The organism is Variovorax sp. Varisp41 (assembly GCF_047325085.1).
In the GTDB taxonomy this organism is placed as follows: Bacteria; Pseudomonadota; Gammaproteobacteria; order Burkholderiales; family Burkholderiaceae_C; genus Variovorax.
The window spans coordinates 340,249-364,779 of the sequence record NZ_CP168541.1; the positions used below are offsets into that span (position 1 = coordinate 340,249).

21 protein-coding genes are annotated in these 24,531 nt (G+C 70.4%); all 21 read left to right on the forward strand.

The window, feature by feature from the left end; genetic code table 11:
- The first annotated feature begins 4 nt into the window (after positions 1 to 4).
- The 21 genes from ACEN9J_RS32700 to ACEN9J_RS32800 all read left to right on the forward strand — a co-directional run bounded on the left by ACEN9J_RS32700 (position 5) and on the right by ACEN9J_RS32800 (position 24,514).
- The gene (locus tag ACEN9J_RS32700; RefSeq protein WP_082321724.1) at positions 5 to 571 is read left to right on the forward strand and encodes an RNA polymerase sigma factor; all 567 of its coding nucleotides are present in this window, start codon (positions 5 to 7) and stop codon (positions 569 to 571) included.
- 42 nt (positions 572 to 613) lie between these two features.
- Entirely contained in the window at positions 614 to 1,867 is a 1,254-nt protein-coding gene (locus tag ACEN9J_RS32705; RefSeq protein WP_296735744.1) for a cation:proton antiporter, read from the forward strand.
- A 153-nt stretch (positions 1,868 to 2,020) separates the two neighbouring features.
- On the forward strand, positions 2,021 to 3,166 hold the full coding sequence (locus tag ACEN9J_RS32710; protein ID WP_296735746.1) for a transporter substrate-binding domain-containing protein: 1,146 nt from the start codon (positions 2,021 to 2,023) through the stop codon (positions 3,164 to 3,166).
- A 16-nt stretch (positions 3,167 to 3,182) separates the two neighbouring features.
- Positions 3,183 to 3,782, forward strand: coding sequence for an ANTAR domain-containing response regulator (locus tag ACEN9J_RS32715; protein ID WP_057591909.1), 600 nt, complete (start codon positions 3,183 to 3,185; stop codon positions 3,780 to 3,782).
- Positions 3,783 to 4,041: 259 nt separating this feature from the next.
- Entirely contained in the window at positions 4,042 to 5,289 is a 1,248-nt protein-coding gene (locus ACEN9J_RS32720) for a transporter substrate-binding domain-containing protein (protein WP_261210604.1), read from the forward strand.
- Positions 5,290 to 5,354: 65 nt separating this feature from the next.
- Positions 5,355 to 6,248, forward strand: a complete 894-nt coding sequence (gene urtB, locus ACEN9J_RS32725; RefSeq protein ID WP_057591911.1) for an urea ABC transporter permease subunit UrtB — start codon at positions 5,355 to 5,357, stop codon at positions 6,246 to 6,248.
- 5 nt (positions 6,249 to 6,253) lie between these two features.
- Entirely contained in the window at positions 6,254 to 7,369 is a 1,116-nt protein-coding gene (urtC, locus tag ACEN9J_RS32730; RefSeq protein WP_296735750.1) for an urea ABC transporter permease subunit UrtC, read from the forward strand.
- Complete coding sequence (gene urtD / locus ACEN9J_RS32735) at positions 7,366 to 8,136, forward strand: urea ABC transporter ATP-binding protein UrtD (RefSeq protein WP_296735752.1); 771 nt, start codon at positions 7,366 to 7,368, stop codon at positions 8,134 to 8,136. Before urtC ends, urtD begins: the two co-directional genes overlap by 4 nt.
- Positions 8,130 to 8,822, forward strand: coding sequence for an ATP-binding cassette domain-containing protein (locus ACEN9J_RS32740; protein WP_057591914.1), 693 nt, complete (start codon positions 8,130 to 8,132; stop codon positions 8,820 to 8,822). The genes urtD and ACEN9J_RS32740 overlap by 7 nt, the downstream gene beginning before the upstream one ends.
- Positions 8,823 to 8,877: 55 nt before the next feature.
- Entirely contained in the window at positions 8,878 to 10,419 is a 1,542-nt protein-coding gene (locus ACEN9J_RS32745; RefSeq protein WP_413765339.1) for an amidase, read from the forward strand.
- A gap of 172 nt (positions 10,420 to 10,591) precedes the next feature.
- On the forward strand, positions 10,592 to 11,830 hold the full coding sequence (phnA, locus tag ACEN9J_RS32750) for a phosphonoacetate hydrolase (RefSeq protein ID WP_413765340.1): 1,239 nt from the start codon (positions 10,592 to 10,594) through the stop codon (positions 11,828 to 11,830).
- Positions 11,831 to 11,840: 10 nt separating this feature from the next.
- Entirely contained in the window at positions 11,841 to 12,938 is a 1,098-nt protein-coding gene (psrA, locus tag ACEN9J_RS32755) for an iron-containing alcohol dehydrogenase PsrA (RefSeq protein ID WP_413765341.1), read from the forward strand.
- On the forward strand, positions 12,935 to 14,380 hold the full coding sequence (gene phnY / locus ACEN9J_RS32760) for a phosphonoacetaldehyde dehydrogenase (RefSeq protein WP_413765342.1): 1,446 nt from the start codon (positions 12,935 to 12,937) through the stop codon (positions 14,378 to 14,380). The genes psrA and phnY overlap by 4 nt, the downstream gene beginning before the upstream one ends.
- Positions 14,381 to 14,489: 109 nt before the next feature.
- Positions 14,490 to 16,055 carry an ABC transporter substrate-binding protein gene (locus tag ACEN9J_RS32765; protein WP_413765343.1) on the forward strand — a complete coding sequence of 522 codons (1,566 nt, stop codon included), beginning with the start codon at positions 14,490 to 14,492 and terminating at the stop codon, positions 16,053 to 16,055.
- Between the two features lie 49 nt (positions 16,056 to 16,104).
- Complete coding sequence (locus ACEN9J_RS32770) at positions 16,105 to 17,061, forward strand: ABC transporter permease (RefSeq protein WP_093346069.1); 957 nt, start codon at positions 16,105 to 16,107, stop codon at positions 17,059 to 17,061.
- Positions 17,062 to 17,064: 3 nt separating this feature from the next.
- On the forward strand, positions 17,065 to 17,910 hold the full coding sequence (locus ACEN9J_RS32775; RefSeq protein ID WP_057591920.1) for an ABC transporter permease: 846 nt from the start codon (positions 17,065 to 17,067) through the stop codon (positions 17,908 to 17,910).
- 14 nt (positions 17,911 to 17,924) lie between these two features.
- On the forward strand, positions 17,925 to 19,625 hold the full coding sequence (locus ACEN9J_RS32780) for a dipeptide ABC transporter ATP-binding protein (protein ID WP_296735767.1): 1,701 nt from the start codon (positions 17,925 to 17,927) through the stop codon (positions 19,623 to 19,625).
- Entirely contained in the window at positions 19,622 to 20,422 is an 801-nt protein-coding gene (locus tag ACEN9J_RS32785; protein WP_296735770.1) for a phosphodiesterase, read from the forward strand. The genes ACEN9J_RS32780 and ACEN9J_RS32785 overlap by 4 nt, the downstream gene beginning before the upstream one ends.
- Positions 20,419 to 21,678 (forward strand): alkaline phosphatase family protein, encoded by a 1,260-nt coding sequence (locus ACEN9J_RS32790; RefSeq protein ID WP_296735772.1) that lies wholly within the window; start codon positions 20,419 to 20,421, stop codon positions 21,676 to 21,678. The genes ACEN9J_RS32785 and ACEN9J_RS32790 overlap by 4 nt, the downstream gene beginning before the upstream one ends.
- 158 nt (positions 21,679 to 21,836) lie before the next feature.
- Positions 21,837 to 22,859, forward strand: coding sequence for a porin (locus tag ACEN9J_RS32795; protein WP_413765344.1), 1,023 nt, complete (start codon positions 21,837 to 21,839; stop codon positions 22,857 to 22,859).
- Positions 22,860 to 22,909: 50 nt separating this feature from the next.
- Positions 22,910 to 24,514 (forward strand): alkaline phosphatase D family protein, encoded by a 1,605-nt coding sequence (locus ACEN9J_RS32800; RefSeq protein WP_296735775.1) that lies wholly within the window; start codon positions 22,910 to 22,912, stop codon positions 24,512 to 24,514.
- The last annotated feature ends 17 nt before the right edge of the window (positions 24,515 to 24,531 follow it).

Sequence of the window (24,531 nt, forward strand, 5' to 3'; positions counted from 1 at the left end):
GTCCATGTTGGACATGAATGCCTGGTTCTGCTTCGAAGCCTCCGCGGTGGAGGATGTCGAGGCGACGGCCGCGGATGCGGATCGCGGGACGCTGGGGCTGCGCGACGTGCTGGTGGCGAACTACGGCCGCCTGCACCAGCGCCTGCTGCGGCACCTGGGCGATGCCGACCTGGCCAGCGACTGCCTGCACGATGCCTGGGTGCGCCTGGGCGACGCCACGCACGAAGCGGTGCGCAATCCCGAGGCCTATGTTTACCGCGTGGCCTGCAACCTCGCGATGGACCAGTTGCGCCGCAACCGGGCCGCGCAATACACCAGTGATGCCGAAGCCGGGATCGACGGCCTGCCCGATCCCGCGCCGGGGCCGGAGCTGATCGCCGAGGCACGCTCCGACGTGCTGGCGGTGGACCGCGCCATCCAGAGCCTGCCGCGCCGCCATCGGGCGGTGCTGGTCGCGTTGCGCATCGACGAGATGAGCCGTCAGGAGGTGGCGTCGCGCTACCGGCTGTCGCTGCGCGGCGTGGACACCGCGCTGCGCCATGCGCTCACATGCTGCAACAGCATGCACTGACGCCCGCCGCGTCGCGGGCGAAGCCCACGGTAGCATCCACCCATGCTCCCCAGCCTGCTCTCGACCTTCGCCGACCTGATCCTCTTCATGGGCCTGTCCTGGGCCATCTGGCGCGCCCTCGGGCGCTCGGTGCCGATCGCGGTGCTGCCGATCATCATCGGCCTGCTGCTCGCGGCCACTGGCGTGCTGCCCAAGGCCGCCGGCATTCCGTCGGCGGGCGGCGACTTCATCGGCTGGATCGGCGTGCTGCTGCTGGCTTTCACGGCCGGACTCGAAACGCGGCAGACGGTGCACCTGCCGGGCGCGGCCGACCTGCCGCCGGCACAGCCCGGCGAGACGCTGCGCTTCGTTGCCAGCGCGGTGATGGCGCTGCTGCTGCCGTTCGCGGTGGGCACGCTGGCCGCCAAGCTCTGGTTCAACCACCTGCCGGGCTGGGCCGCGCCGCATGGCGGGCAGTGGTGGGGCGCGCTGGCGATCGGGCTGTGCCTCGCGGTCAGCGCGCTGCCGGTGCTGATCGGCATCGTGCGCGAGCTCGGGCCGCTGCACCGGCCGCTGACGCGCATCGCGCTGCGCATCGCGGTGCTCGACGACGCGGTGCTCTGGATCGGGCTGGCGCTGCTGCTGCTGGCGGCCGAGGGACAGGCGTTGCTGGCCGGCTCCTGGGTCAAGCCGGCCCTCGCGATCGCGCTGGCCGCGACGCTGGCGGGCATCGCGGCGGTCGCGCGCAAGGCGACGCGCGAGCCGCCGGCCTGGGCGATCTGGCTCGCGATGCCGCTGTTCCTCGCGGCCGGCGCCTGGTCGAGCTCGCAGCTGGGCCTGCACGAACTGCTCGGCGCCTACTTCGCGGGCGCGATCGTGCCGGCGGCCTGGTCGCGGCGGCTGCCGGCGGAGCGCCTCGGCAAGTTCGCATTGATCGGCCTGGCGCCGGTGTTCTTCGGCCACAGCGGGCTCAAGATCGACGGCAGCGTGCTGGGCTGGGCCTCGCTGCAGGCCTCGGCCACGCTGCTGGTGCTGGCGGTGGGCGCCAAGCTGGTGGCGGTGCTGGCGTGCTCGCCGGCCAAGTGGCTGTCGCGGCGCGAGGCGCTCGCGGTGGGCACGCTGCTGCAATGCAAGGGGCTGATGGAGATCGTGGCCGCGACGATCCTGCGCGACAAGGGCCTGCTGTCGGAACATGCCTTCGCGGCCCTGGTCACGCTCGCGGTGCTGTCGACCCTGCTGACCGGTCCGGCCTTCCGCTGGATCGTGCGGCGCGTGGCGCCGGTGGAGAACACCAACGGACGCCCGGCCTCCCACTGAAGCGCGGGGCTTCCGAAAAGACTTGCCTGCCGTGCATGCGGGACTGCTACAGTAGCGCGGACGACGCCGCGAGGCCTCGACATTGACATGGAGCAGTGAAGCTCCCAGCGGCCTTGAAGGCTGCTGGGAGCTTTTTTCATTGGGAGTCCTGATGTGACCGGATCCAAACCACAACCCTGGCGAGTCGGGGTGCTTTTCTCATCGACGGGCGTGACCGCGGCCGTCGAGCGCACGCAGCAGGCCGCGACACTGCTCGCGATCGAGGAGGTCAACGCGAGCGGCGGCGTGCTCGGGCGGCCGATCGAGCCCGTGGTGCTCGACCCGGCCTCGCGGCCGCCGCGCTACCGCGAGCTGGCCAAGCAGCTGTGCGACCAGGCTGGCGTGGCGGTGATCTTCGGCTGCTACATGTCGAGCACGCGCAAGGCGGTGCTGCCGGTGGTCGAGGCGCATCGCGCGCTGCTGTTCTATCCCACGCTCTACGAAGGCTTCGAGTACTCGCCGAACTGCGTCTACACGGGCGCGGCGCCGAACCAGAACTCGGTGCAGCTGGTGCGCTACCTCACGAGCCATTTCGGCAAGCGGCTGTTCCTGATCGGCTCGGACTACGTCTACCCCTACGAATCCAACCGGATCATCGCGGACCTGTTCCGCCAGGCCGGCGGCGAGGTGCTCGACGAGATGTACGTGCCGCTGCGGGTGGCCGACATCGACATGCCGAAGGTGATCCGGCGCATCGAGGCCGCGCAGCCCGACGTCGTCTACTCGACCGTGGTCGGCGACGGCATCGCGCGCTTCTACGAGGCCTACGGCGAGGCGGGCTTCGACCAGCAGACGCACCCGATCGCGAGCCAGTCGACGCAGGAGGCCGAGATCGCGCAGATGTCGGCGCGCGCGGCCGCGGGCAGCATCACGGCGGCGCCTTACTTCTCGACCCTGCAGACGCCGGCCAACCTCCGATTCGTCGCGGCCTGGCGCAAGCGCTTCGGCACCGGCCTGCCGATCACGGCCTGCGCGGAGTCGGCCTACTTCCAGGTGATGCTCTATGCGCAGACGCTCGAGCGCGCGGGCAGCGACCGGCTCGAGGCGATGCTGCCGCACCTGCACGAGCACGAGTTCGACGCGCCGCAGGGCCGGGTGCGCATCGACCAGGAGAACCACCACACCTACCTCTGGCCGCGCGTGGCGCGCGTGGATGCGCAGGGCACGTTCCAGGTGGTGGACGATCCGGGCCTGCGCGTGAAGCCCGATCCCTACATGTACGAGAACCGGTTCGATCCGCTCGCGGGACGGCCGGCCTGAGGGAAGCGGAGGCGCCATGACCATTTCGCTGCTGCGCGAACTGCCCGAGCTCAAGATCGTCGTCGTCCATCCGCCGGACGAGGAGGGCGATGCCCTCGTCAGCCACCTGCGCCGCGTGGGCTGCATGGTCAGCATGGCCTGGCCCATGCCGGCCGCCGTCCCGCCCAATGTCGACGTGCTGTTCCTGCTCGTCGAAGGCGAGTCGCGCCAGGCCACCGAGGCGCTGCTCAAGTCGATGCCGCGGCCCGAACCGACGGTGATCGCGATCGTCAACTACGAGGACCCGACCACCCTGCAGCTGGTGCTCGAGAGCGCGGCCTTCGCGGTGGTGCAGAAGCCGATCAAGCCCTTCGGCCTGCTCGCGCACCTGGTGACCGCGCGCAGCCTGTGGGCCGAGCGCCAGGCGATGCTCAAGGAGAACCGCAAGCTGCGCCGCAAGATCACGAGCGATCAGGCCATGAGCCGCGCGAAGACGATCCTCATGGCCTCCAAGGGCATCAGCGAGGGCGAGGCCTACCAGGCGATCCGCGCGCAGGCGATGGCCAAGCGCCTGTCGATGGAACAGATCGCGAGTTCGATCATCAACATGGAAACCCTGTTGCACCCGTCGCCTTAACTCGCTAGCATGACTGCATCGAGTCGGTCCTCCGGCTCGGTGGCTGCATCCCCTTGATTCGTCAGGCGCCGATGCAGCCGGCACCGGGAACCATGTGTGTTCTCCGGTCCACCTGGCAATGAAGCCCACGCCGCGGTCCCCACCGCGTTGTGGGTTTTTTTTCGCCTGCGCCCGACAGTGCTGTCGGCTGGTTCCACCCATCGAGCTCTTCAACCATTCGTCAGCGCATGGTCGCTGCGTCACGTCCTGAGGTCCCATCATGTTGACAACCAACCGTCGCCACTTCCTCGTTTCCTCGGCTGCTTCCGCGGCTGCCCTCTCGTCGCCCGCGCTGATGCGCAGCGCCTACGCGGCCGACACCATCAAGGTCGGCGCGCTCTATTCGCAGACCGGCGGTCTGTCGATCGTCGAGAAGATGCTCGCCAACGGCGTGCGCATGGCCGTGGCCGAGATCAACGCCGCGGGCGGCGTGATGGGCCGCCAGGTCGAGGTGGTGCTCGAGGACGGCGCCTCCGACCCGAAGACCTTCAACGAGAAGGCCTCGAAGCTGATCACGCGCGACCGCATCGAGACCGTGTTCGGCTGCCACACCTCGGCCAGCCGCAAGGCGGTGCTGCCGGTGTTCGAGCGCCGCAACGCGATGCTGTTCTATCAAACCCACTACGAAGGCTTCGAGTGCTCGAAGAACGTGGTCTACAGCGGCGCGGTCGCCAACCAGCAGCTGGCCAACTACGTGCCGTGGATCGTCGAGAAGCTCGGCAAGAAGAAGTTCTTCATCGTCGGCTCCAACTACGTCTATCCGCGCGAGATGTCGAAGGTCAGCAAGAAGCTGATCGAGCAGTCGGGCGCCAAGTGGGTGGCCGACGAATACCTCGAGCTCGGCCATTCGGAATGGGCCTCGGTGGTGCGCAAGATCAAGGAGTCGGGCGCCGACGTGGTGCTCTCGCACGTGGTGGGCGACTCGCTCGTGGCCTTCTACCGCGAGTACAAGAACCAGGGCATGTCGCAGGCCGCGGTGCCGATCTGCGCCACCGTGATCAGCGAAATCGAGATCGCGGCCATGGGCGGCGAGTACGCGGCCGGCAGCTACACCTCGGTGCCGTACTTCATGTCGATCGACACGCCGGCCAACAAGTCCTTCATCGAGCGCTACCGCAAGTTCGTCAACGACCCCAAGGCCGTGACCTACCACTCGCTCGAAGCCGCGTACTTCCAGGTCTTCCTCTGGAAGCAGGCGGTGGAGGCCGGCAAGGCCACCACGGCCGACGCCATCCGCGCCCACATCGGCGGCCAGAGCTACGACGCGCCCGGCGGCAAGGTGCGCATCGATCCCGAGAGCCTGCATGCCTGGGTCACGCCGCGCATCGGCCAGTGGCAGGCCGACGGCCAGAGCAAGGTGGTCGACGCGAGCCCGCAACCGGTGCGGCCGCTGCCGTACTTCGCCTACGGCGAGACCGACGCCAACCTGATCTGCAAGCGCAACGGCGCCGCGCCGGTCAAGGCCTGAAGAGCCGGCCGCGGGCGCGGCGGCATGTGCCGTGCCCGCATTCACCCTCGAGAGAAAGACTTCCGATGTTGGACGTACTCCTGATCGGGCTCAGCATGGGCTCGATTCTTCTGCTGGCCGCGCTCGGCCTGGTCATCATCTACGGCGCGATGGGCGTGGTGAACATGGCGCACGGCGAGATGATCATGGTCGGCGCCTATGCCGCGGTGCTGGCGCAGATCTGGCTCGGGCTCGGGCTGTTCGCCGCGATCCCGATCGCCTTCGTGGTCGCCGCCGCGCTCGGCCTGCTGATCGAACGCTGCGTGGTGCGGCGCCTCTACGGCCGGCTCGGCGACACGCTGCTCGCCACCTGGGGCGTGGCGATCCTGGTGCAGCAGGCGGTGCGGCTCGAAGGCGGCCTGGCCTTCTTCGGCATCCACATCGAAGGGCTGGGGCCGGGGCTGCAGAACATGCCGATTCCCGCCGTGCTGCAGGGCGCGGTGATGGTCGGCGACACGCCGATCAATGCCTACCGCGCCTTCATCGTGGCCTGCACCGTGGTGCTGACCTTCGCGACCTGGCTGCTGCTCTACCGCACGCGCATCGGCATGCAGGTGCGCGCCATCATCCGCAACCCGCGCATGGCCGCGGCCTGCGGCATCGACGTGCAGCGCGTCAACGCCTGGACCTTCGCCTTCGGCGCCGGCCTGGCCGGCATCACCGGCGTGCTGGTGGCGGGCTTCAAGACCGTCTCGCCCGACATGGGCACGGCGCTCGTGGTCGACAGCTTCCTGGTGGTGGTGTCTGGCGGCGTCGGCAGCCTGCTCGGCGCGGTCGTCACCTCGATCGGCCTCGGCGAGGTCACGGGCGTGGTGGCGGCGGTCAGCAACGACATCCTCGCGCGCGCGGTGGTGTTCGGCCTGGTGATCCTGCTGATCGTGGTGCGGCCGCAGGGCCTCTTCTCGTTCAAGGGGCGGTGAGCGGCATGGGCACTCCTCTGGACCGGCGCGCGACCTTCGCCGCCTACGCAATCTTCCTGGCCCTGGTCGCGCTGGCACCGCTGGTGCTCGACGGCTTCTGGCTCAATCGGCTCGCCAAGTACCTGGTGTTCGGCATGCTCGGCATCGCCGTCGCCATGAGCTGGGGCTATGCCGGCATCCTGAACCTGGGGCAGGGGCTGTTCTTCGGCCTCGGCGCCTACATGCTGGCCATGTCGCTGAAGATGGCCAGCCCCACCAGCCTGCAGCATGGCGGTGCCAACCCGGTGCCGGACTTCATGCTGTCGAACGCGCAGCCCGGCGCCACCGTCGACCTGTGCTGCATCAACCCGGGCGCCTTCCTGTGGCAGCCGTTCCAGTCGCAGGGGTTCGGCCTCGCCATGGGCCTCGTGCTGCCGGCGCTGGTGGCCTTCGTGCTCGGCGCGCTGCTGTTCCGCAAGCGCATCGCGGGCGTGTTCGTGTCGATCGTCACGCTGGCCCTGGTGCTGCTGGTGCGCCTGCTGCTGGTCGATGCGCAGCCGATCACCAACGGCTTCAACGGGCTGTCGGACCTGGCCTGGCTGCGCATCGCGGGGCACGAGCTCGATCCCTACGGCGTGTCGACCTACTACCTGGTCGCGGGCGTGCTCGCCGTGGTGCTGGTCGGTGCGCGCGCGCTGCTCGCCACGCGCGCCGGCGTGATCCTGCGCGCCACCTCGGGCGATCCGCAGCGCGCGCGCTACCTGGGCTTCGACGTGGCGCACTACCAGACCTTCTTCTTCGCGCTGTCGGCGGCCATCGCCGCGGTGGCCGGGATGCTCTACGTGGTGGTGGCCGAGTTCGCCTCGCCCACCTTCATGGACCTGAGCTTCTCGATCACCATGGTGGTGTGGGCCGCGGTGGGCGGGCGCGCCTCGCTGCTGGGCGCGTGCATCGGCGCGATCCTGATCAATATGCTCGAGGCCACGGCGAGCGAGACCCAGTCGCTGGTCGAGGCCTGGCGCGTGATCGTCGGGCTCACCTTCGTGCTGGTGGTGCTGTACCTGCCCAAGGGCATGGCGGGCTGGGCGCACGACCTGCTCGAGCGCATCGGTCAGCGCCGTGCCAGCGGAGGTGCGCCATGAGCGACATCGCACTCGAACTGCATGCGCTGGGCGTGAGCTTCGGCGGCTTCAAGGCGGTGGACGGCGTGTCGCTGCGCGTGGCCGAGGGCGAGTTGCGCGTGCTGCTGGGCGCCAACGGCGCGGGCAAGACCACGCTGATGGACCTGATCTCGGGCAAGACGCGCAGCACCGAGGGCCGGGTCGAGCTGCACGGGCGCGACCTCACGAACTGGCCCGAGTACCGGATCGCGCGCGCGGGCATCGGCCGCAAGTTCCAGATCCCGAGCGTGTTCCGCGAGCTCACGGTGCGCCACAACCTGTGCGTGGCCGCGAGCCGCGAGCCCTCGATCCTGCGCAACCTGCGCTGGGGCTTCGGGCGCGAGACCGACCGCCGCGTCGACGAGATCCTGGCGCTGGCCGGCCTGGAGGATGTGCAGCAGCAGCAGGCCGGCGACCTGAGCCACGGCCAGACGCAGTGGCTGGAGCTGGGCCTTCTGATCGCGCAGCAGCCGAAGGTGATCCTGCTCGACGAACCCACGGCCGGCATGACGGCCGGCGAGACGCGCAAGACCGCGCAGATCCTCAAGAGCCTGCGCGGGCGCCACACCATCCTGGTGGTGGAGCACGACATGGCCTTCGTGCGCGACATCGCCGAGCGCATCACCGTGCTGCACCTGGGCCGCGTGCTGGCCGAGGGCAGCGTCGCCGAGATCGAGCGCGACGCGCGCGTCCGGCAGGCCTACCTGGGCTCCCACGGAATCTCCCACGCGATCGGAACGCCATGCTGACACTCTCCAACGTCGACAGCTACTACGGCCGCAGCCACGCGCTGCAGGACGTGAGCCTCTCCATCCCGAAGGGGAAGATCACCGCCATCCTCGGGCGCAACGGCATGGGCAAGACCACGCTGCTGCGCACCCTGATGGGCAGCATGGTGCGCGCCACGGGCCGCATCGAACTCGACGGCCTGCGCATCGACGGGCTGCCCACGCACCTGCGCGCGCGCGGCGGCATCGCCTACGTGCCGCAGGGGCGCGAGATCATCCCGGACTTCAGCGTGCGCCAGAACATCCTGATGGGCGCCTTCTCGGGCCGGGGGCCGCGCGCGATCCCGCCGCTGGCGCTCGAGCTGTTCCCGTACCTGGCGGCCAACCTCGACCGGCCCGGCGGCGTGCTGTCGGGCGGCCAGCAGCAGCAGCTCGCGCTGGCGCGCGCCCTCGCGGCGCAACCCAGCGTGATGCTGCTCGACGAGCCCAACGAGGGCATCCAGCCCTCGGTGGTGCAGGAGATCGAGGCCGCGATCGCGCGCATGAACCGCGAGCTCGGCCTGACGATGGTGCTGGTCGAGCAGAACATCGACTTCGTGCGCCGCGTGGCCAGCGGCTTCGCCATGTTCGAGAAGGGAACCATCGTCGAGAGCGGTCCCATCGAGCAGCTGAGCGACGAGATCATCGATCGCCACATGACCTTCTGAATTTCCCTTTTTGTCTCCCTCTTCATTCACCGCATTCACGAGGAGTTTCTTCGCCATGAGCCAGACCACCCCCGCCATCGACCTCGCCACGCTGACCGTCGACACCGTGCAGGAAGGCTTTCGCAACGGCAGTTTCACGGCCGAGTCGCTCGCGCGCGCCTGCCTCGCGCAGATCGAGACCTGGAACGGGCGCTACAACGCCATCATCTTCCTCAACGACGAGGCCATCGACGATGCGCGTGCCATCGACCGCCGGCGCGCGGCCGGCGAGGCGCTCGGCCCGCTCGCGGGCGTGCCCGTGGTCGTCAAGGACCCGATGGACATGGTCGGTTTCCCGACCACGGCCGGCTGGTCGCTGCTGCACGGCAAGAGCGGCGGCGTCGACCTGATGCCCGCCACCGACGCGCCCGTGGTGGCGCGCATGCGCGCGGCCGGCGCGGTCATCCTCGGCAAGACCAACGTGCCGGTGCTGAGCCACACCGGCACCCATGCCGACGACAGCTGGGCCGGCCCCACGCTCAACGTGGTGCTGCCCTGTCGCGTGCCCGGCGGCAGCAGCGCGGGCACGGCCACGGCGGTCGGCGCCAGCATGGCCGTGCTGGGCCTGGCCGAGGAGACCGGCGGCTCGATCCAGAACCCGGCCTCGGCGCAGGACCTGGTCGGCATCAAGCCCACCATCGGCCTGGTGCCCAACGCCGGCGTGATGCCGCTGTCGGGCAACCGCGACGTCGTGGGCCCGATCGCGCGCACCGTGAAGGACGCGGCGCTGTGCCTCGACGTGCTCGCGGGCTATTCGCCCGAGGATCCGAAGACGCTGGCCGGCGTCGGCAAGAAGCCGGTGGGCGGCTACACCGCGCAGTTCGGCAGCCGCAGCCTGGCGGGCGCGCGCATCGGCCTGTACGGGCCGGGCTGGCGCACCCAGCCGCTTTCTGACGAGGCGGGCGAGCTCTATGCGCGTGCCGCGAAAGAACTCGTGCAGCGCGGCGCGGTGCTGGTCGACGATCCCTTCGCCGACACCGGCTTCGCGCAGCTGCGCCAGCCCACGCTGCCGCTCACGAACTTCGATGCGCGCGGCATGGAGTCGGTGCCCTACGACCTGCAGAAGTACCTCGAGCGGCTGGGCCCCGACGCGGCGCTCAAGTCCTTCGCCGATTTCGCGAAGGCGACCGAGAAGGAATCCGCCTTCGCCCCCGGCGGCGTGCTGAGCTACCTGCACAACCTGCCGCAGTTCGCGGCCGCGCTCAGGTCGCCGGGCACGCCGCCCGACCTGTCGGACTTCATCGCGCTCAAGGAGGCCTATCTGCGCATCGTCGACGCGGTGTTCGCGCGCGAGAAGCTCGATGCGCTGGTGTTCCCGCAGATGCGCGAGGAGCTGCCGGTCACGCGCGGCGGCACGATCCAGGAGACCACGGTGGGCGAGCTCAACATCGCGGGCCTGCCGGCCGTGACGGTGCCCGCGGGCTACTACGCCTCGGGCGCGCCGTTCGGACTGCTGTTCGTCGGGCCGCTGTGGAGCGAGGCGACCCTGCTCGCGCTGGCGCACGACTACGAGACGGCGACGCGGCATCGCAAGGCGCCGCGGCTCGCGGCCGCCTGAGCGCAGCGTACGGAGCGCCGTCTCCGTACTTTCCCTGGCGATGTATAGTTCTGCTCAATACATTGCCCGAAAAACTTGAATTGGACGAATAGAAGCTTCGAGCGGACAGTGCACCCAGCGCGAGACGACAAGGTCTCCGAGACAACGCACTGATTTCCAAAGGAGCTTCCCGATGACATTTCAAGCCGAGACCGTCCTGGCCAATGGACGGCATTACGCGAAGCCGCGCGCGCCGGTGGTCGTGGTGTGCGTCGATGGCTGCGAGCCCGACTACATCACCCAGGCCATCCAGGCCGGCGCGGCGCCGTTCCTGCAGCGCATGCTCGAGCAGGGTAGCTCGCTGATCGGCGACTGCGTGGTCCCGAGCTTCACGAACCCGAACAACGTGTCGATCGTGACCGGCGTGCCGCCCTCGGTGCACGGCATCTGCGGCAACTTCTTCTACGACGTGGCGGCGGACAAGGAGGTCATGATGAACGACCCCGAGTACCTGCGCGCGCCCACGCTGCTGTCGGCCTTCTCCGATGCCGGCGCGCTGGTGGCGGCCGTGACCGCCAAGGACAAGCTGCGCACCATGCTCGGCCACGGCCTGCGCGGCATCTGCTTCTCGGCCGAGAAGGCCGACAAGGCGACCGTCGCCGAATGCGGCATCGACCGGGTGCTCGATCTGGTCGGCAAGCCCGTGCCCTCGGTCTACAGCGCCGACCTCAGCGAGTTCGTCTTCGCCGCCGGCGTGCGCCTGCTCGAGACGCGCAAGCCCGACCTGATGTATCTCTCGACCACCGACTACGTGCAGCACAAGTGCGCGCCCGGCACGCCCGAGGCCAACGCCTTCTACGCGATGATGGACGGCTACCTCGCGCGGCTCGACGCACTGGGCGCGGTGATCGGCCTCACGGCCGACCATGGCATGAGCCCCAAGACCGACGCGGCCGGCAATCCGCGCGTTCTCTACCTGCAGCAGGAACTCGATGCGCGGCTCGGCGAGGCCAGCACGCGCGTGATCCTGCCGATCACCGATCCCTACGTGGTGCACCACGGCGCGCTTGGCTCGTTCGCGACGGTGTACGTCAACCGCGCGCCGCTGGAACAGGTGCACGAGGCGCTGGCCGGCCTGTCCGGCGTGGAGCAGGTGCTCACGCGCGACCAGGCGGTGCGGCAGTTCGAGCTCGCGGGCGACCGCATCGGCGACCTGGTCGTGGTCGGCGACCACCTGACGGTGCTGGGCACCAGCGCGGCGCGGCACGACCTCAGCGGCCTCACGGTGCCGCTGCGCTCGCACGGCGGCGTCTCGGAGCAGAAGGTGCCGCTGCTGTTCAACCGCGCGCTGCAGGGCGTGGACCCGCGTCGCCGGTTGCGCAACTTCGACGTCTTCGACCTGGCCCTGAACCACGCGGGCGCCGCCCACTGAAGAGGTCCAGATGTCCCAGGAATTCTTCAATCCCGTGCGCAGCGTGTACGGGGCAGGGGCCCTGTCGTCCCTGCCGAAGCTGCTGGCCGGCCGCAAGGCCGTGGTCGTGACCTTTCCGGAGGCGCGCCGCTTCGGGCTCGTCGACCGGCTGCAGGCCCTGCTCGGCGACGGCCTGGCCGGAGTGATCGACGCGGTGCTGCCGAACCCCGACGTGGCCGAACTGCGGGCGCTCTACGAGGCGTTCTGGAGCGATTCGCAGCAGGCCGAGGTGCTGGTCGCGGTCGGCGGCGGCAGCGCGATCGACACCGCCAAGGCGCTGATGGTCGGCACGCGAAGCGGCCGCTTCGACGACCTGGTGGCGGCCCTGGCCGCGGGCGGGCCCTTCGTGCCGGCGCGCGTGAAGACGCTGATCGCGGTGCCGACGACCGCCGGCACCGGCAGCGAGGTCACGCCCTGGGCCACGATCTGGGACCGCGAGGCGCAGCGCAAGCATTCGCTGCACCTTCCCGAGACCTGGCCCAGCATCGCGATCGTCGACCCCGAGCTGATGCTCTCGCTGCCGGCCTCGGTGACGCTGCAGAGCGGTCTCGACGCGCTGTCGCATGCGCTCGAGGCGATCTGGAACGTGAATGCGAACGCGCTGTCCGACACCTTCGCGGTCGCGGCGGTGCAGCAGATCTTCGAGACCCTGCCGCTCTTGATGGACAAGCTCGACGACCTCGATCTGCGCGCCCGCATGGCGCTGGCCGCGCTGCAGGCCGGCATGGCCTTCTCGAACACCCGCACCGCGCTCGCGCACTCCATCTCGTACGAGATGACCCTGCGCTACGGCCTGCCGCACGGCATCGCCTGCTCGTTCCCGCTGCCGATGGTGCTGCGGCGCGCGATCGGGCAGGACGCCGGCCGCGACGCGGTGCTCGAGCGCGCGCTCGGCCCGCTGGACCGCGCGCCGGAGAAGCTGGCCGGCTTCATCGAGCGGCTGGGCGTCAAGACGCATTTCTCGGACTACGGCGTGTCGAGCGAGCAGGCCGACCGCATGGTCGCGCATGCACTGACCGGCGCGCGCGGCAAGAACTTCATCGGCACCCAACAGAAGGAGGCGGCATGAGCGCCATTCTCGACAGACAGGACATCCGCGTCGAAGCGCTGCGCATCGGCGGCGAGAAGGTCCACACGCCGCGCACGATCGCCGTGCGCAACCCCTACACCGGCGAGACGGTGGGCACCGTCGCCATGGCCACGCTGGAGGACGTGCGGCGCGCCTACGAGATCGCGCACGCCTACGTGCCGCGCCTGTCGCGCTACGAGCGCTCCGCGATCCTCAACCGCGCCGCGCTGCTGCTGCGCGCGCGCACCGACGAGGCCTCCACGCTGATCACCAGCGAGTCGGGCCTGTCGAAGAAGGACAGCATCTACGAGATCGGCCGCGTGGCCGACGTGCTGAACTTCGGCGCCAACGAGGCGCTGCGCGACGACGGCCAGGTGTTCTCCTGCGACCTCACGCCGCACGGCAAGCAGCGCAAGGTGATCACCACGCGCGAGCCGTTGCTGGGCGTGATCACCGCCATCACGCCCTTCAACCACCCGATGAACCAGGTAGCCCACAAGGTGGTGCCCTCGGTCGCGACCAACAACCGCATGGTGCTCAAGCCCTCGGAGAAGGTGCCGCTGTCGGCGCTGTACTTCGCGGACCTGCTCTACGAGGCCGGCCTGCCGCCCGAGATGCTGCAGGTGATCACGGGCGACCCGCGCGAGATCGCCGACGAGATGTTGACCCACCGCCACGTGGAGCTGATCACCTTCACCGGCGGCGTCGAGATCGGCAAGTACATCGCGAACAAGGCCGGCTACCGGCGCATCGTGCTCGAGCTCGGCGGCAACGACCCGCTGATCGTGATGGACGACGCCGACCTCGACCGCGCCAGCGATCTCGCCGTGCAGGGTTCCTACAAGAACTCGGGCCAGCGCTGCACCGCCGTCAAGCGCATGCTGGTGCACGAGAAGGTGGCCGCGGAGTTCACCGAGCGCGTGGTGGCCAAGACCCGCGCCTGGAAGTTCGGCGATCCGATGGATGCGGGCAACGACATGGGCACGGTGATCGACGAGGCCGCGGCGCGCCGCTTCCAGGCGGTGGTCGAAGAGGCGGTCGAGCAGGGCGCGCGGCTGCTGGCCGGCAACGAGCGCGAGGGCGCGCTGTACGCGCCGACGGTGCTCGACCGGGTGCGCCCCGAGATGACCGTGGTGCGCGAGGAGACCTTCGGCCCGGTGTCGCCGATCCTGCGCTTCGCGAACATCGACGAGGCCATCGCGATGTCGAACGGCACCGCCTTCGGACTCTCGTCGGGCATCTGCACCAACCGCATGGACGACGTGATGCGCTTCGCCAAGGAGCTCAAGGTCGGCACCGTCAACCTCTGGGAGGTGCCGGGCTACCGGATCGAGCTCACGCCCTTCGGCGGCATCAAGGACTCGGGCCTTGGCTACAAGGAAGGGGTGCAGGAGGCGATCAAGTCGTTCACCAACTGCAAGACGCTCTCGCTGCCATGGTGAGCCCACCGACAATGGACTGAACGGCGCGCCGCCTCGCATCGACATGCGATGCGAGGCCGCGCGAACCGAAGAGCGCCGGCCAGGCGCCCGATGACTGCCAGGAGACACGATGAGACCCAACGACAACTGCCCGATCGACGCCATGCGCCGCCGATTGCTGACGGGCGCCGGCGCTGGCGCCGCGCTCTCGCTCTGCGAGCTGCTCTTTCCGCGGGCGGCGCAGGCCGCCCCCAAGCGCGGTGGCACCTTCGTCTACACCAACACCTACCCGAACAACCGGATGGGCGATGCGCGCACCGGCCGCCATCCCCAGCACTGGCTCGACCTCAACAACCGCAGCGCCTACAACGCGCTGACCTGGGTCGACGAGAACCTCGAGGTACAGCCCGAGCTCGCCACGGCCTGGGAGCCGAGCGCCGACCTCAAGGTCTGGGACATCACGCTGCGCGAGGGCGTGCTGTTCCACGACGGCCGCGAGATGACGGCCGACGACGTGGTGTCGTCCTACCGCTTCCACCAGACCGCGACCGGCTACGCCAAGCAGATCGTCAAGGTCGAGAAGGTCGGCAGGAAGGTGCGCATGACGCTGGACGCGCCGAACAGCGAGTTCCCCTACGTGCTCGCCGAGTACCACCTGATGATCATGCCGGCGGCCGAGAAGGAGGCGATCGGCCTCTCGGGCATCGGCACCGGGCCGTTCCGGATCGCGAGCCTCGATCCCAAGCGCCGCATCATCCTCGAGCGCAACGAGAAGTACTGGCGCGCCGGCTTTCCCTACCTCGACCGCCTCGAGGTCGTGAGCTCGCCCGGCCGCATGGAAGGCGCGCTGAACGGATTCCGCGGCGGCCTGTTCGATGCCGTGATCGGCGTCGACCCCGGGCTGCTGCCCGACCTCGAGCGCACGCCCGACCTCAAGTACAGCCTGTCGAGCAGCGGCGACCAGGCGCTGATGGTGATCCCCAAGGTCGAGGGCTCGCCGCTCGACGACAAGCGCGTGCGGCAGGCCCTGGCGCTGGCGGTGGACCGCGAGAAGATCATCCGCATCGTCTACGGCAAGAAGGCCGGCTGGGTCGGCAACGACTCGCACCTGACGCCGGCCAATGCCGCCTTCCAGCCGCTGCAGCGCATGCACGACGTGGCACGGGCGCGCGCGCTGCTGGCCGAGGCCGGCCATCCCAACGGCGTGAAGCTGCCGACCTTCTATTTCGCGCCCACCTGGCCCGAGGTGCCGCGCGTGTTCCAGGTGCTGGCCGAGTCGGTGAAGGAGGCCGGCATCGTGCTGCCGATCGAGCAGCGGCCGAGCGACGGCTACCGCCAGTGGCGCGTCGAGGATGCCGAGAAGACGCGCAAGCACCGCTTCGCCTACACGCCGGCCGGCCCGCGCAATCCGGGCGTGAGCCTGTACCGGCTGCGGCCCGACAACAACGAGAGCGGCTACTGGCGCGGCGCGGGCTGCGACGAGTACATGGCGCTCTACCAGAAGTCGCTCGCCGAGCCCTCCACCGAGAAGCGGCGCGCGAACTACGTGCGCATGCAGGAGATCCTGCGCGACGAGGTGCCGACCCTGTCCGCGGGCGGACGGCGCAACCTGCTGATCCACAAGCCCAACGTGCACGACCTGCGCAACCACTCGCAGTTCTGGTCGATGCGCTTCGACGAGGTCTGGAAATCGTGAGCCGGCCCCGCATCCCCTTCACCGAACCGCGCGCGAACGGCGACCCATCATGCTCATGACCTTCCTGCGGCGCGTGGGCCTCTACGCGCTGACCCTGCTGCTGGCCTCGATGCTGGTGTTCGTCGCGACCGAGGTGCTGCCCGGCGACGCGCTCGAAGTCAGCCTCACGGCCGACGAGATCGCGATGATGAATCCCGAGGACCTGGCGCGAAAGCGCCACGACCTCGGCCTCGACCGGCCGGCGCCGGTGCGCTACTTCGAGTGGCTCACGGGCGCCATGCGCGGCGACTTCGGCAAGACCATCCTCGGCGGCACGCCGGTGGTCGAGATCATCCGCGAGCCGGTGAAGAACTCGCTGCTGCTCGCGGCCGTGACGGCGCTGGTGGCCATTCCGGTGTCGCTGCTGCTGGGCATCGTCGCGGCCTTCTGGCGCGGCCGGCTGCCCGACACGCTGGCCTCGATGGGCGCGGTGATCGGCTACTCGATCCCCGAGTTCGCCTCGGGCAACCTGCTGGTGCTGGTGTTCGCGATCTGGATCCCGGTCTTCCCGGCCGTGATCCTGGCCTTCGCCGACGCGCCGCCGTCGGCGCTGCTGGCCGTGTCGGTGCTGCCGGTCGCGACCATCGTGTTCGGCTCCATCGCCCACCTGGTGCAGCTGATCCGCACCGGGCTGATCGAGTCGCTGGCCAGCGACTACGTCGAGCGCGCCCGCTTCACCGGCCTGGGCGAGCTGCGGCTGATCCTGCGCCATGCGTTGCCGGCCTCGGTGATCCCGGCGCTCAACTCGGCCGCGCTCTACGTGGCCGGCCTGCTCAGCGGCATCGTGGTGGTCGAGAAGGTGTTCGGCTATCCCGGGCTCGGAATGATCCTGCTGCAGGCCGTCGACAAGCGCGAGGTGCCGATCGTGCAGGCCATCAGCCTGCTGGCGGCCCTGGCCGTCGTCTCGATGAACCTGCTGGCCGACCTCGCGGTGGCCGCCCTCGACCCCCGCGCCAGGAGCCGCTGAATCATGATGTTCAAGATCAACCACCACGCGCTGCTGCGGCCCGTGGCCCTGTTCGGCATCGGCATCGTCGTGCTGCACCTGGCCGTCGCGCTGGCCGCGCCCTGGATCGCGCCCTACGACCCGATGTCGCTCAACGGCGGCCGCGCCGAGCCGCCGAGCGCCGAGTTCTGGCTCGGCACCGACGTGCTGGGCCGCGACTACCTGTCGCGCCTGCTGTGGGGCGGACGCACGGCGCTGCTGGCCGCCTTCACGGGCGTGGTCGTTGCGGTCAGCGTCGGCAGCATCCTCGGCGTGACGGCCGCCTACCTCGGCGGGCTGTTCGACGACGTGATGATGCGCATCGTCGACCTCAAGCTGGCGCTGCCGGGCATCCTGTTCGTCGCACTGTTCGCGGTCGGCTTCGGCGAATCGCTGCCGGTGCTGATCGTGCTCATCGGGATGGTGTACTTCCCGGGCGTGATCCGCATCGTGCGGGCCCAGGCGCTGACACAGGTGCAGCTGGGCTACGTGAAGGCCGCGCAGCTGCGCGGCGAGGGCACGGTGTCGATCATCCTGCGCGAGCTGCTGCCCAACACGCTCGACGTGGTCTACGTCGAGTTCGCGATCCGCATGTCGCACGCGATCCTGCTCTTGAGCTCGCTGTCCTTCCTGGGCATGGGCATCTCGCCGCCCACGCCCGACTGGGGGCTGATGGTCGCCGAGGGCGTGAGCCAGCTCGCGTTCGCACCCTGGCTGGTGCTGGCGCCGGCGGTCTTCATCTCCACCCTGGTGGTGGGACTCAACTTCGGCGCCGAGGCGCTGGCACGGGCCCTGGGACTGGACGCCACGCGCGGCCAGGACGCGGCATGAAGGAACAGGCAACGATGAAGCATCCCGAATCCAATGCGCTGGCACGGCGCCAGCAGGCGGCGCGCCGCATCGGCGGACGGCTCGAGGTCCAGGGCCTGGGCATCGGCTACCGGCGCGCCGACGGAGAGATCGTCGGCGCGGTGCGCGGCGTCGAGTTCACGGTCGAGGCCGGCAGCAGCCTGGGCATCGTCGGCGAGAGCGGCTCGGGTAAGTCGACCGTGGCGCGCGCGCTGCTGGGCCATTGCCGGCCCGGCGGCGTGATCACCGCGGGGGCGGTGCGCATCGCGGGCGAGGACATCCTGCGCCTGGACGAACCCGCGCGGCGCCGGCTGCGCGGCCGGCACATCGCCTTCGTGCCGCAGAACCCGCTGAGCTCGCTGACGCCGCACATGCGCATCGGCGACCAGGTCGACGAGGCCGTGCGCCACCTGCGCGGCTGCGGCGCCGCCGAGGCGCGGGCGCGCACGCTCGAGCTGTTCGAGGCCACCAACCTGCCCGATCCGAAGGGCATCTGCGCGCGCTTCCCGCACGAGCTCTCGGGCGGCCAGCGCCAGCGCGTGGTGATCGCCGCGGCGCTGGCCGGCGACCCGGGCGTGCTGGTGCTCGACGAACCGACCACCGCGCTCGACAAGACCACCGAGGTCCAGGTGCTCGAGCTGGTGCGCACCCTGCGCGAGCGCTTCGGCACCTCGCTGATCTACGTGAGCCACGACCTCGGCGTGATCTCGCGCATGTGCGACCAGGTGATCGTGATGCACCAGGGCCGCATCGTCGAGCAGGGGTCGGCCGCGCGCATCTTCGGCGCGCCCGCGCATGTCTACACGCGGCAGCTGATCGCGGCCATTCCGCGCATCGATGCCGAGCCGCCCGAGCGCGAGCCGCAGCACGCGCAAGGCGCGCTGCTGGTGGCGAAAGACCTCGCGTTCTCTTATCCGACGCGCCGCCGCGCCTGGTTCCAGCCCCCGCCGGCCATGGCGCGGCCCGCGCTGGCCGGCCTGTCGTTCGCGATCGGGCGCGGCGAGACGCTCGGCCTGGTTGGCGAATCGGGCAGCGGCAAGTCGACCGCGGCCTCGCTGGTCGCGGGGCTGATGGCGCCCTCGGGCGGTTCGCTGCACTTCGATGGCCAGCCGCTGGCCGCGAAGGCCACCGACCGCTCGCCGACGCTGCGCCGGCGGGTGCAGATCGTGTTCCAGGACCCGCTGTCCTCGCTCAATCCGCGCCAGCGCATCGCCGCCATCCTCGAGCGGCCGCTGACCCTGTTCACCGGGCTGCGCGGCCCGGCGCTGCGCGAACGCGCGCAGGCGCTGATGCGGGCCATGCACCTCGATCCGGCGCTGCTCGAGTGCTACCCGCGCCAGCTCTCGGGCGGGCAGCAGCAGCGCGTTGCCATCGCGCGCGCCTTCGCGGCCGAGCCCGACCTGATCGTCTGCGACGAGATCACCTCGGCGCTCGACGTGTCGGTGCAGGCCCAGGTGCTGGAGCTGCTGCTCGAGCTGCAGCGCAAGACCGGCACGGCCTACCTGTTCATCAGCCACGACCTCGGCGTGGTCCGGCGCATGGCCGACCGCGTCGTGGTGCTGCGCCATGGCGAGGTCCGCGAGGCCGGCGCCACGCGCCAGGTCTTCGATGCCCCGGCCGACGACTACACGCGCCTGCTGCTGCAGGCCACCGCCCTGCATTCCGTGACCGCCTCACCCGAAACCCTTGCCGCATGACCAAGTTCATCCACATCACCGATCCCCACCTCGTCGCGCCCGGCGAGATCCTGCACGGCCTGGACCCGTACGCACGGCTCGCCGCCTGCATCGACGACATCCTCGAGCACCACCGCGACGCGGCCTGCTGCGTGATCACGGGCGACCTCGCGCACCGCGGCGAGAGCGCGGCCTACGCGGCGCTGCGCACCCAGCTCGCGCGGCTGCCCATGCCGTGCTTCCCGCTGGTGGGCAACCACGACATCCGCGCGCTGCTGGCGGCGCAATGCCCGGGCGGGCCGAGCGACGGCAACGGCTTCGTGCAGGGCCGCTTCGACCTGGCCGACGCGAGCTTCCTGCTGCTCGACACGCTCGACGAAGGCCGCAACGGCGGCCTGTACTGCGAGCAGCGTCTGGCCTGGCTCGCGGCCGAGCTCGACCGACTCGGCGAGCGGCCGACCTACCTGTTCATGCACCACCCGCCGTTCGACATCGGCATTCCGTGCCTCGACCGCATCGGCCTCGCGAACCCCGAGCCCTTCGCGCGGCTGGTGGCGGGCCGGCGCAACCTGCGCCACCTGTTCTTCGGCCACGTGCACCGACCGGTCTGCGGCAGTTGGCGCGGCATCCCGTTTTCGACCATGCGCGGCCTCAATCACCAGGTGCCGTTCGACTTGCACACCATCTCGCCGGTGCCCAAGAGCCACGAGCCGCCGGCCTATGCGGTGGTGTTCCTCGCGGCGGATCAGGTCACGGTCCACTTCCACGACTACCTCGACAAGTCCACGCTCCCGGCGCCCCGGGACGCTTCGAAATGAGGAGCGGGCGGCGCGCCGTCGTGGTGGTCTGCGACAGCCTGTGCGCGGACCTAGTCGCGCCCCACGTGGCTCCCGCGCTCGCGGCGTTGCGCGCGCAGGGTGCCGACTTCGTTTCGGCGCGCGGCGTCTTTCCCTCGACCACGCGCACCAGCTCGGCCTCGATGGCCACCGGCTGCCTGCCGGCCGCCCACGGCCTGCTGGGCAACACCATGGTGCTGCGCGAGCAGGGCGCGCTGGTGCGGCTGTCGGTGGGCAAGCCCGACTTCCTCGAGCGCCTGCGCCGCGCCACGGGCCGCACCTTGCGGCGCCCGACCTGGGCCGAGCGGCTGGCGCGGCAGGGCGGTGCGATCGTCATGTCGAACGTGTCGCCGGGCGCCGCCTACCTGCAGGATCCCGACGGCTTCGGCCATGTCTACCACCGCGCCGGCTCGCGCGGACCGGGCGGTGTCGCGTTGACGGACGGCCTGGCCATCGAGGTGGGCGCCGCGGGCGACCGGGCGATGACCGATCGCTTCTGCCGCGAGGTGCTGCGCGAACGCGCGCCCGCGCTGGCCGTGCTGTGGCTCTCGGAGCCCGACCACACGGCGCACGGCGTGGCGCTCGGATCGGGCGAGCACCTGGCGATGATCGCCCACGCCGATGCCTGCGTCGACCAGGTGCGGCGCACCGTGGAGGCGCTCGATCCGGCCGGCGACGAGATCCTGCTGGTCGCCTGTTCCGACCACGGCATGGAGACGGTGGAACGCAAGATCGACCTCGACGCGCTGCTGGTCGAGGCCGGCTGGAAGCGCTCGCACGAATCGCAGGAGGTGGTGGTGGCGCCCAACGGCAATGCCGCGCTGCTGTACTTCGCCGACGAGGCACGCGATGCGATCCCGGCACTCGTGCGGTGGCTGCAGGACCAGGACTTCACGGGACGCGTGTTCGCCGGCCAGGCCCTCGCAGAGATCGGCCTGCCGACCGAGGGCCCGCTCGGCCTGGCGCTGGCGCTGCGCCATGACGCGAGCACCAATCCCCATGGCGTGCCGGGCCGCAGCGTCTCGCTGCTGAGCCCGTTCAGCGATTCATCGCCCGTCGGCTGCGCGCAGCACGGCGGACTGGGCGAGCACGAACAGCATCCCTTTCTCTACCTGAGAGGGGGAGGGCTTCGTCCCGGCGAGCGACGCCAACCCGCGTCGCTGATCGACATCGCGCCGACCGTGCTGCGCCACCTCGGCGTGGCGGCGGACGGCATGCAGGGACGCGCATTGCAGTAGACGCGCCGCGTCTTTCGCTCCCCCGACGCCGGATGGATTCGTCACGCATGCGCGTGAGGGGCCCGCCTGCGCGTCGCCATCCCTGGGTCACCCCCAACCACTCGAAGAAAAAGATGAAGAGACAAAGAAGATTCACCCCCGTCATCGCCGGCGGCGCCATGCTCGCCATCGGTGCCTGCCATGCCCAGTCGAGCGTCACGCTGTTCGGGCTGATCGACACCGGCGTCGCCCACTACCGCGTGCACGGCAAGGGCAGCCAGACCGCGCTGGCCTCCGACGGGCTCGCGAGCAGCCGCCTGGGCTTTCGCGGCCAGGAAGACCTGGGCGGCGGCCTGAGCGCGGGCTTCTGGCTCGAGGGCTCGCTCGCCGTCGACAACCCGACATCCTTCGACCTCGCGCGGCGCTCGACCGTGAGCCTGGCCGGCCCCTGGGGCGAGCTGCGGCTGGGCCGCGACTACACGCCGACCTACCTGATCCAGTCGGACTTCTCGGGGCCCTGGGTCACCAACGGCGTCGGCGAGAGCATCGTCTACCGCGGCCGCGCCACCCTCTACGGCAGCGCCAACGCGGGGCAGAGCTCGCATGTGCGCGTGAGCAACTCGGTCGGCTACTTCCTGCCGCGCGACCTGGGTGGCTTCTCGGGCCAGTTCCAGTACGGCCTGCCCGAGGCGGTCGACGGCGGCGACGCGGAGCGCTACCTCGGCGGGCGTCTCGGCTACCGGCAGGGCGCGTTCCGCGTGGGCGCGGCCTACAGCCGGACCATGGGCGGGCCCAAGGCGCCGACCACGCGCCCGCGCGACATCCGCTCGGCCAGCCTCGGTGTCGCCTACGACTTCGGCGTGGCATCGGTCGAGGCGCTCTACGCGCAGGACCGGGTGCAGATGCCGCTGGGCCCCAAGCGCTTCGAAGGCGCGACCGTCGGCGTGACGGTGCCGGTCGGCCCCGGCGAGATCCGCGCGAGCTACGGACAGGTGGCCTTCCGCTACCCGGGCGACCGCTCGCGCGCCAGCAAGATCGCGCTCGGCTACGTGCACCACCTGTCGAAGCGCACCGCGCTCTATGCGACCTTTGCCCATGTGCGCAACCGGCGCCGCGCCGCGCTGACCGTCGGCGGCGACGTCGCGGGCCTCGCCGACCACGCGGCCAGCGGCCAGAACTTCGGCATCCGCCACGCGTTCTGAGCGCGCCCGTCCCGCGGAACCACCCCCACAATCCACGATTGGAGACAAGCATGCACCGTCGCGATCTCATCCGCCTGGCCTCGGCCGCCGCGGCCGCCACCTCCCTGCCGCGCTGGAGCTGGTCCAACACGCTGGCCCAGCGCGACCTGTTCCCGCTCGGCGTCGCCAGCGGGTCGCCGACACCCGACGGCTTCGTGCTGTGGACCCGGCTGCTCGACGGCCCGGTGCCCGGCACCGTGCCCTTCGACACGCCGCGCCTGCCGCTGCCCGCCTCGCTGACGGTGCGCTGGGAGGTGGCCGAGGACGAGGCCTTCCGCCGCATCGTGCGCACGGGCCAGGCGAACGCGCTGGCCGAGCTCGGGCACGCGGTGCACGTGGAGGTGTCGGGCCTGCGGCCGGACCGCTGGTACTTCTACCGCTTCATGCACGGCGATGCGGTCACGCAGACAGCGCGCACGCGCACCGCGCCGGCCTTGCACGCCATGCCCGGGCGCACGCGCTTCGCCTTCGTCTCGTGCCAGCGCTGGGAGCAGGGCCACTACGCGGGCTACCGCCACATGCTCGACGAGAACCTCGACCTGGTCGTGTTCCTCGGCGACTACGTCTACGAATACGCGATGCCGAAGAAGCCGCCGAGCTACCAGCTGGTGCGCACGCACACGCTGCCGGCCGCCAAGACGCTCGCCGACTTCCGCGACCGCTACGCGCTCTACAAGACCGACGTGCAGCTGCAGGCCGCGCACCGCGCCTGCCCCTGGCTCGTGACCTGGGACGACCACGAGGTGCAGAACGACTACGCGGGCCTCGAAGGCACCGGTGCGGCGGGCGACTTCCTCGCGCGGCGCGGCGCCGGCTACCAGGCCTTCTACGAGAACATGCCGCTGCGCGCCTCGGTGCTCACGCAGGGCATCGGCGGGCTCGGCACGCTCGACGGCCTGCGCATTTACGAGCGGCATGCCTGGGGCCGGCTGCTGCGCTTCCACATGCTCGACACGCGCCAGTACCGCGACCGCCAGCCCTGCCGCGTGCCCGGCGAGGAATCGCCGAGCTCGGTGACGCCCACGGGCTGCCCCGAGCTGCGGGACCCCGCGCGCTCGATCCTCGGCAGCTACCAGGAGCGCTGGCTCGAGCAGGGCCTGGCGCAGGACGCCGCGCTGGGCGAGCGCTGGAGCGCGGTGGCGCAGCAGACCATCTTCGCGCAGCGCAACTACAAGATGCTGCCGGCCGAGAGCTACCACCCCAGCACCTGGGACGGCTATCCCGCGAGCCGCCAGCGCGTGCTCGACGCGGTGCAGGGCGCGGGCGCGCGCAACACCGTGTTCCTCGGCGGCGACATCCACCAGAACTACGTCAGCCGCGTGCTGGCCGACTTCTCGCGGCCGCAGTCGCCGGTCATCGCGAGCGAGTTCTGCGGCACCTCGATCGCCTCGGCCAGCGGCACGGCGCAGAGCCGCGCGCAGGAGATCGCCGACAACAACCCGCACATCCTGCTCGCGCGTTCCGACCGGCGCGGCTATGCGGTGGCCGACGTGACGCCCGGGCGCTGGCTCACCTCGCTGCGCGTGCTCGACGACGTGGCACAACCCGACAGCGGCATCTCGACGCTGGCGCGCTTCGCGGTCGACGACTGCGTGCCGGGCCCCCGGGCGGTCTGACCCCATGCCAGACAAGA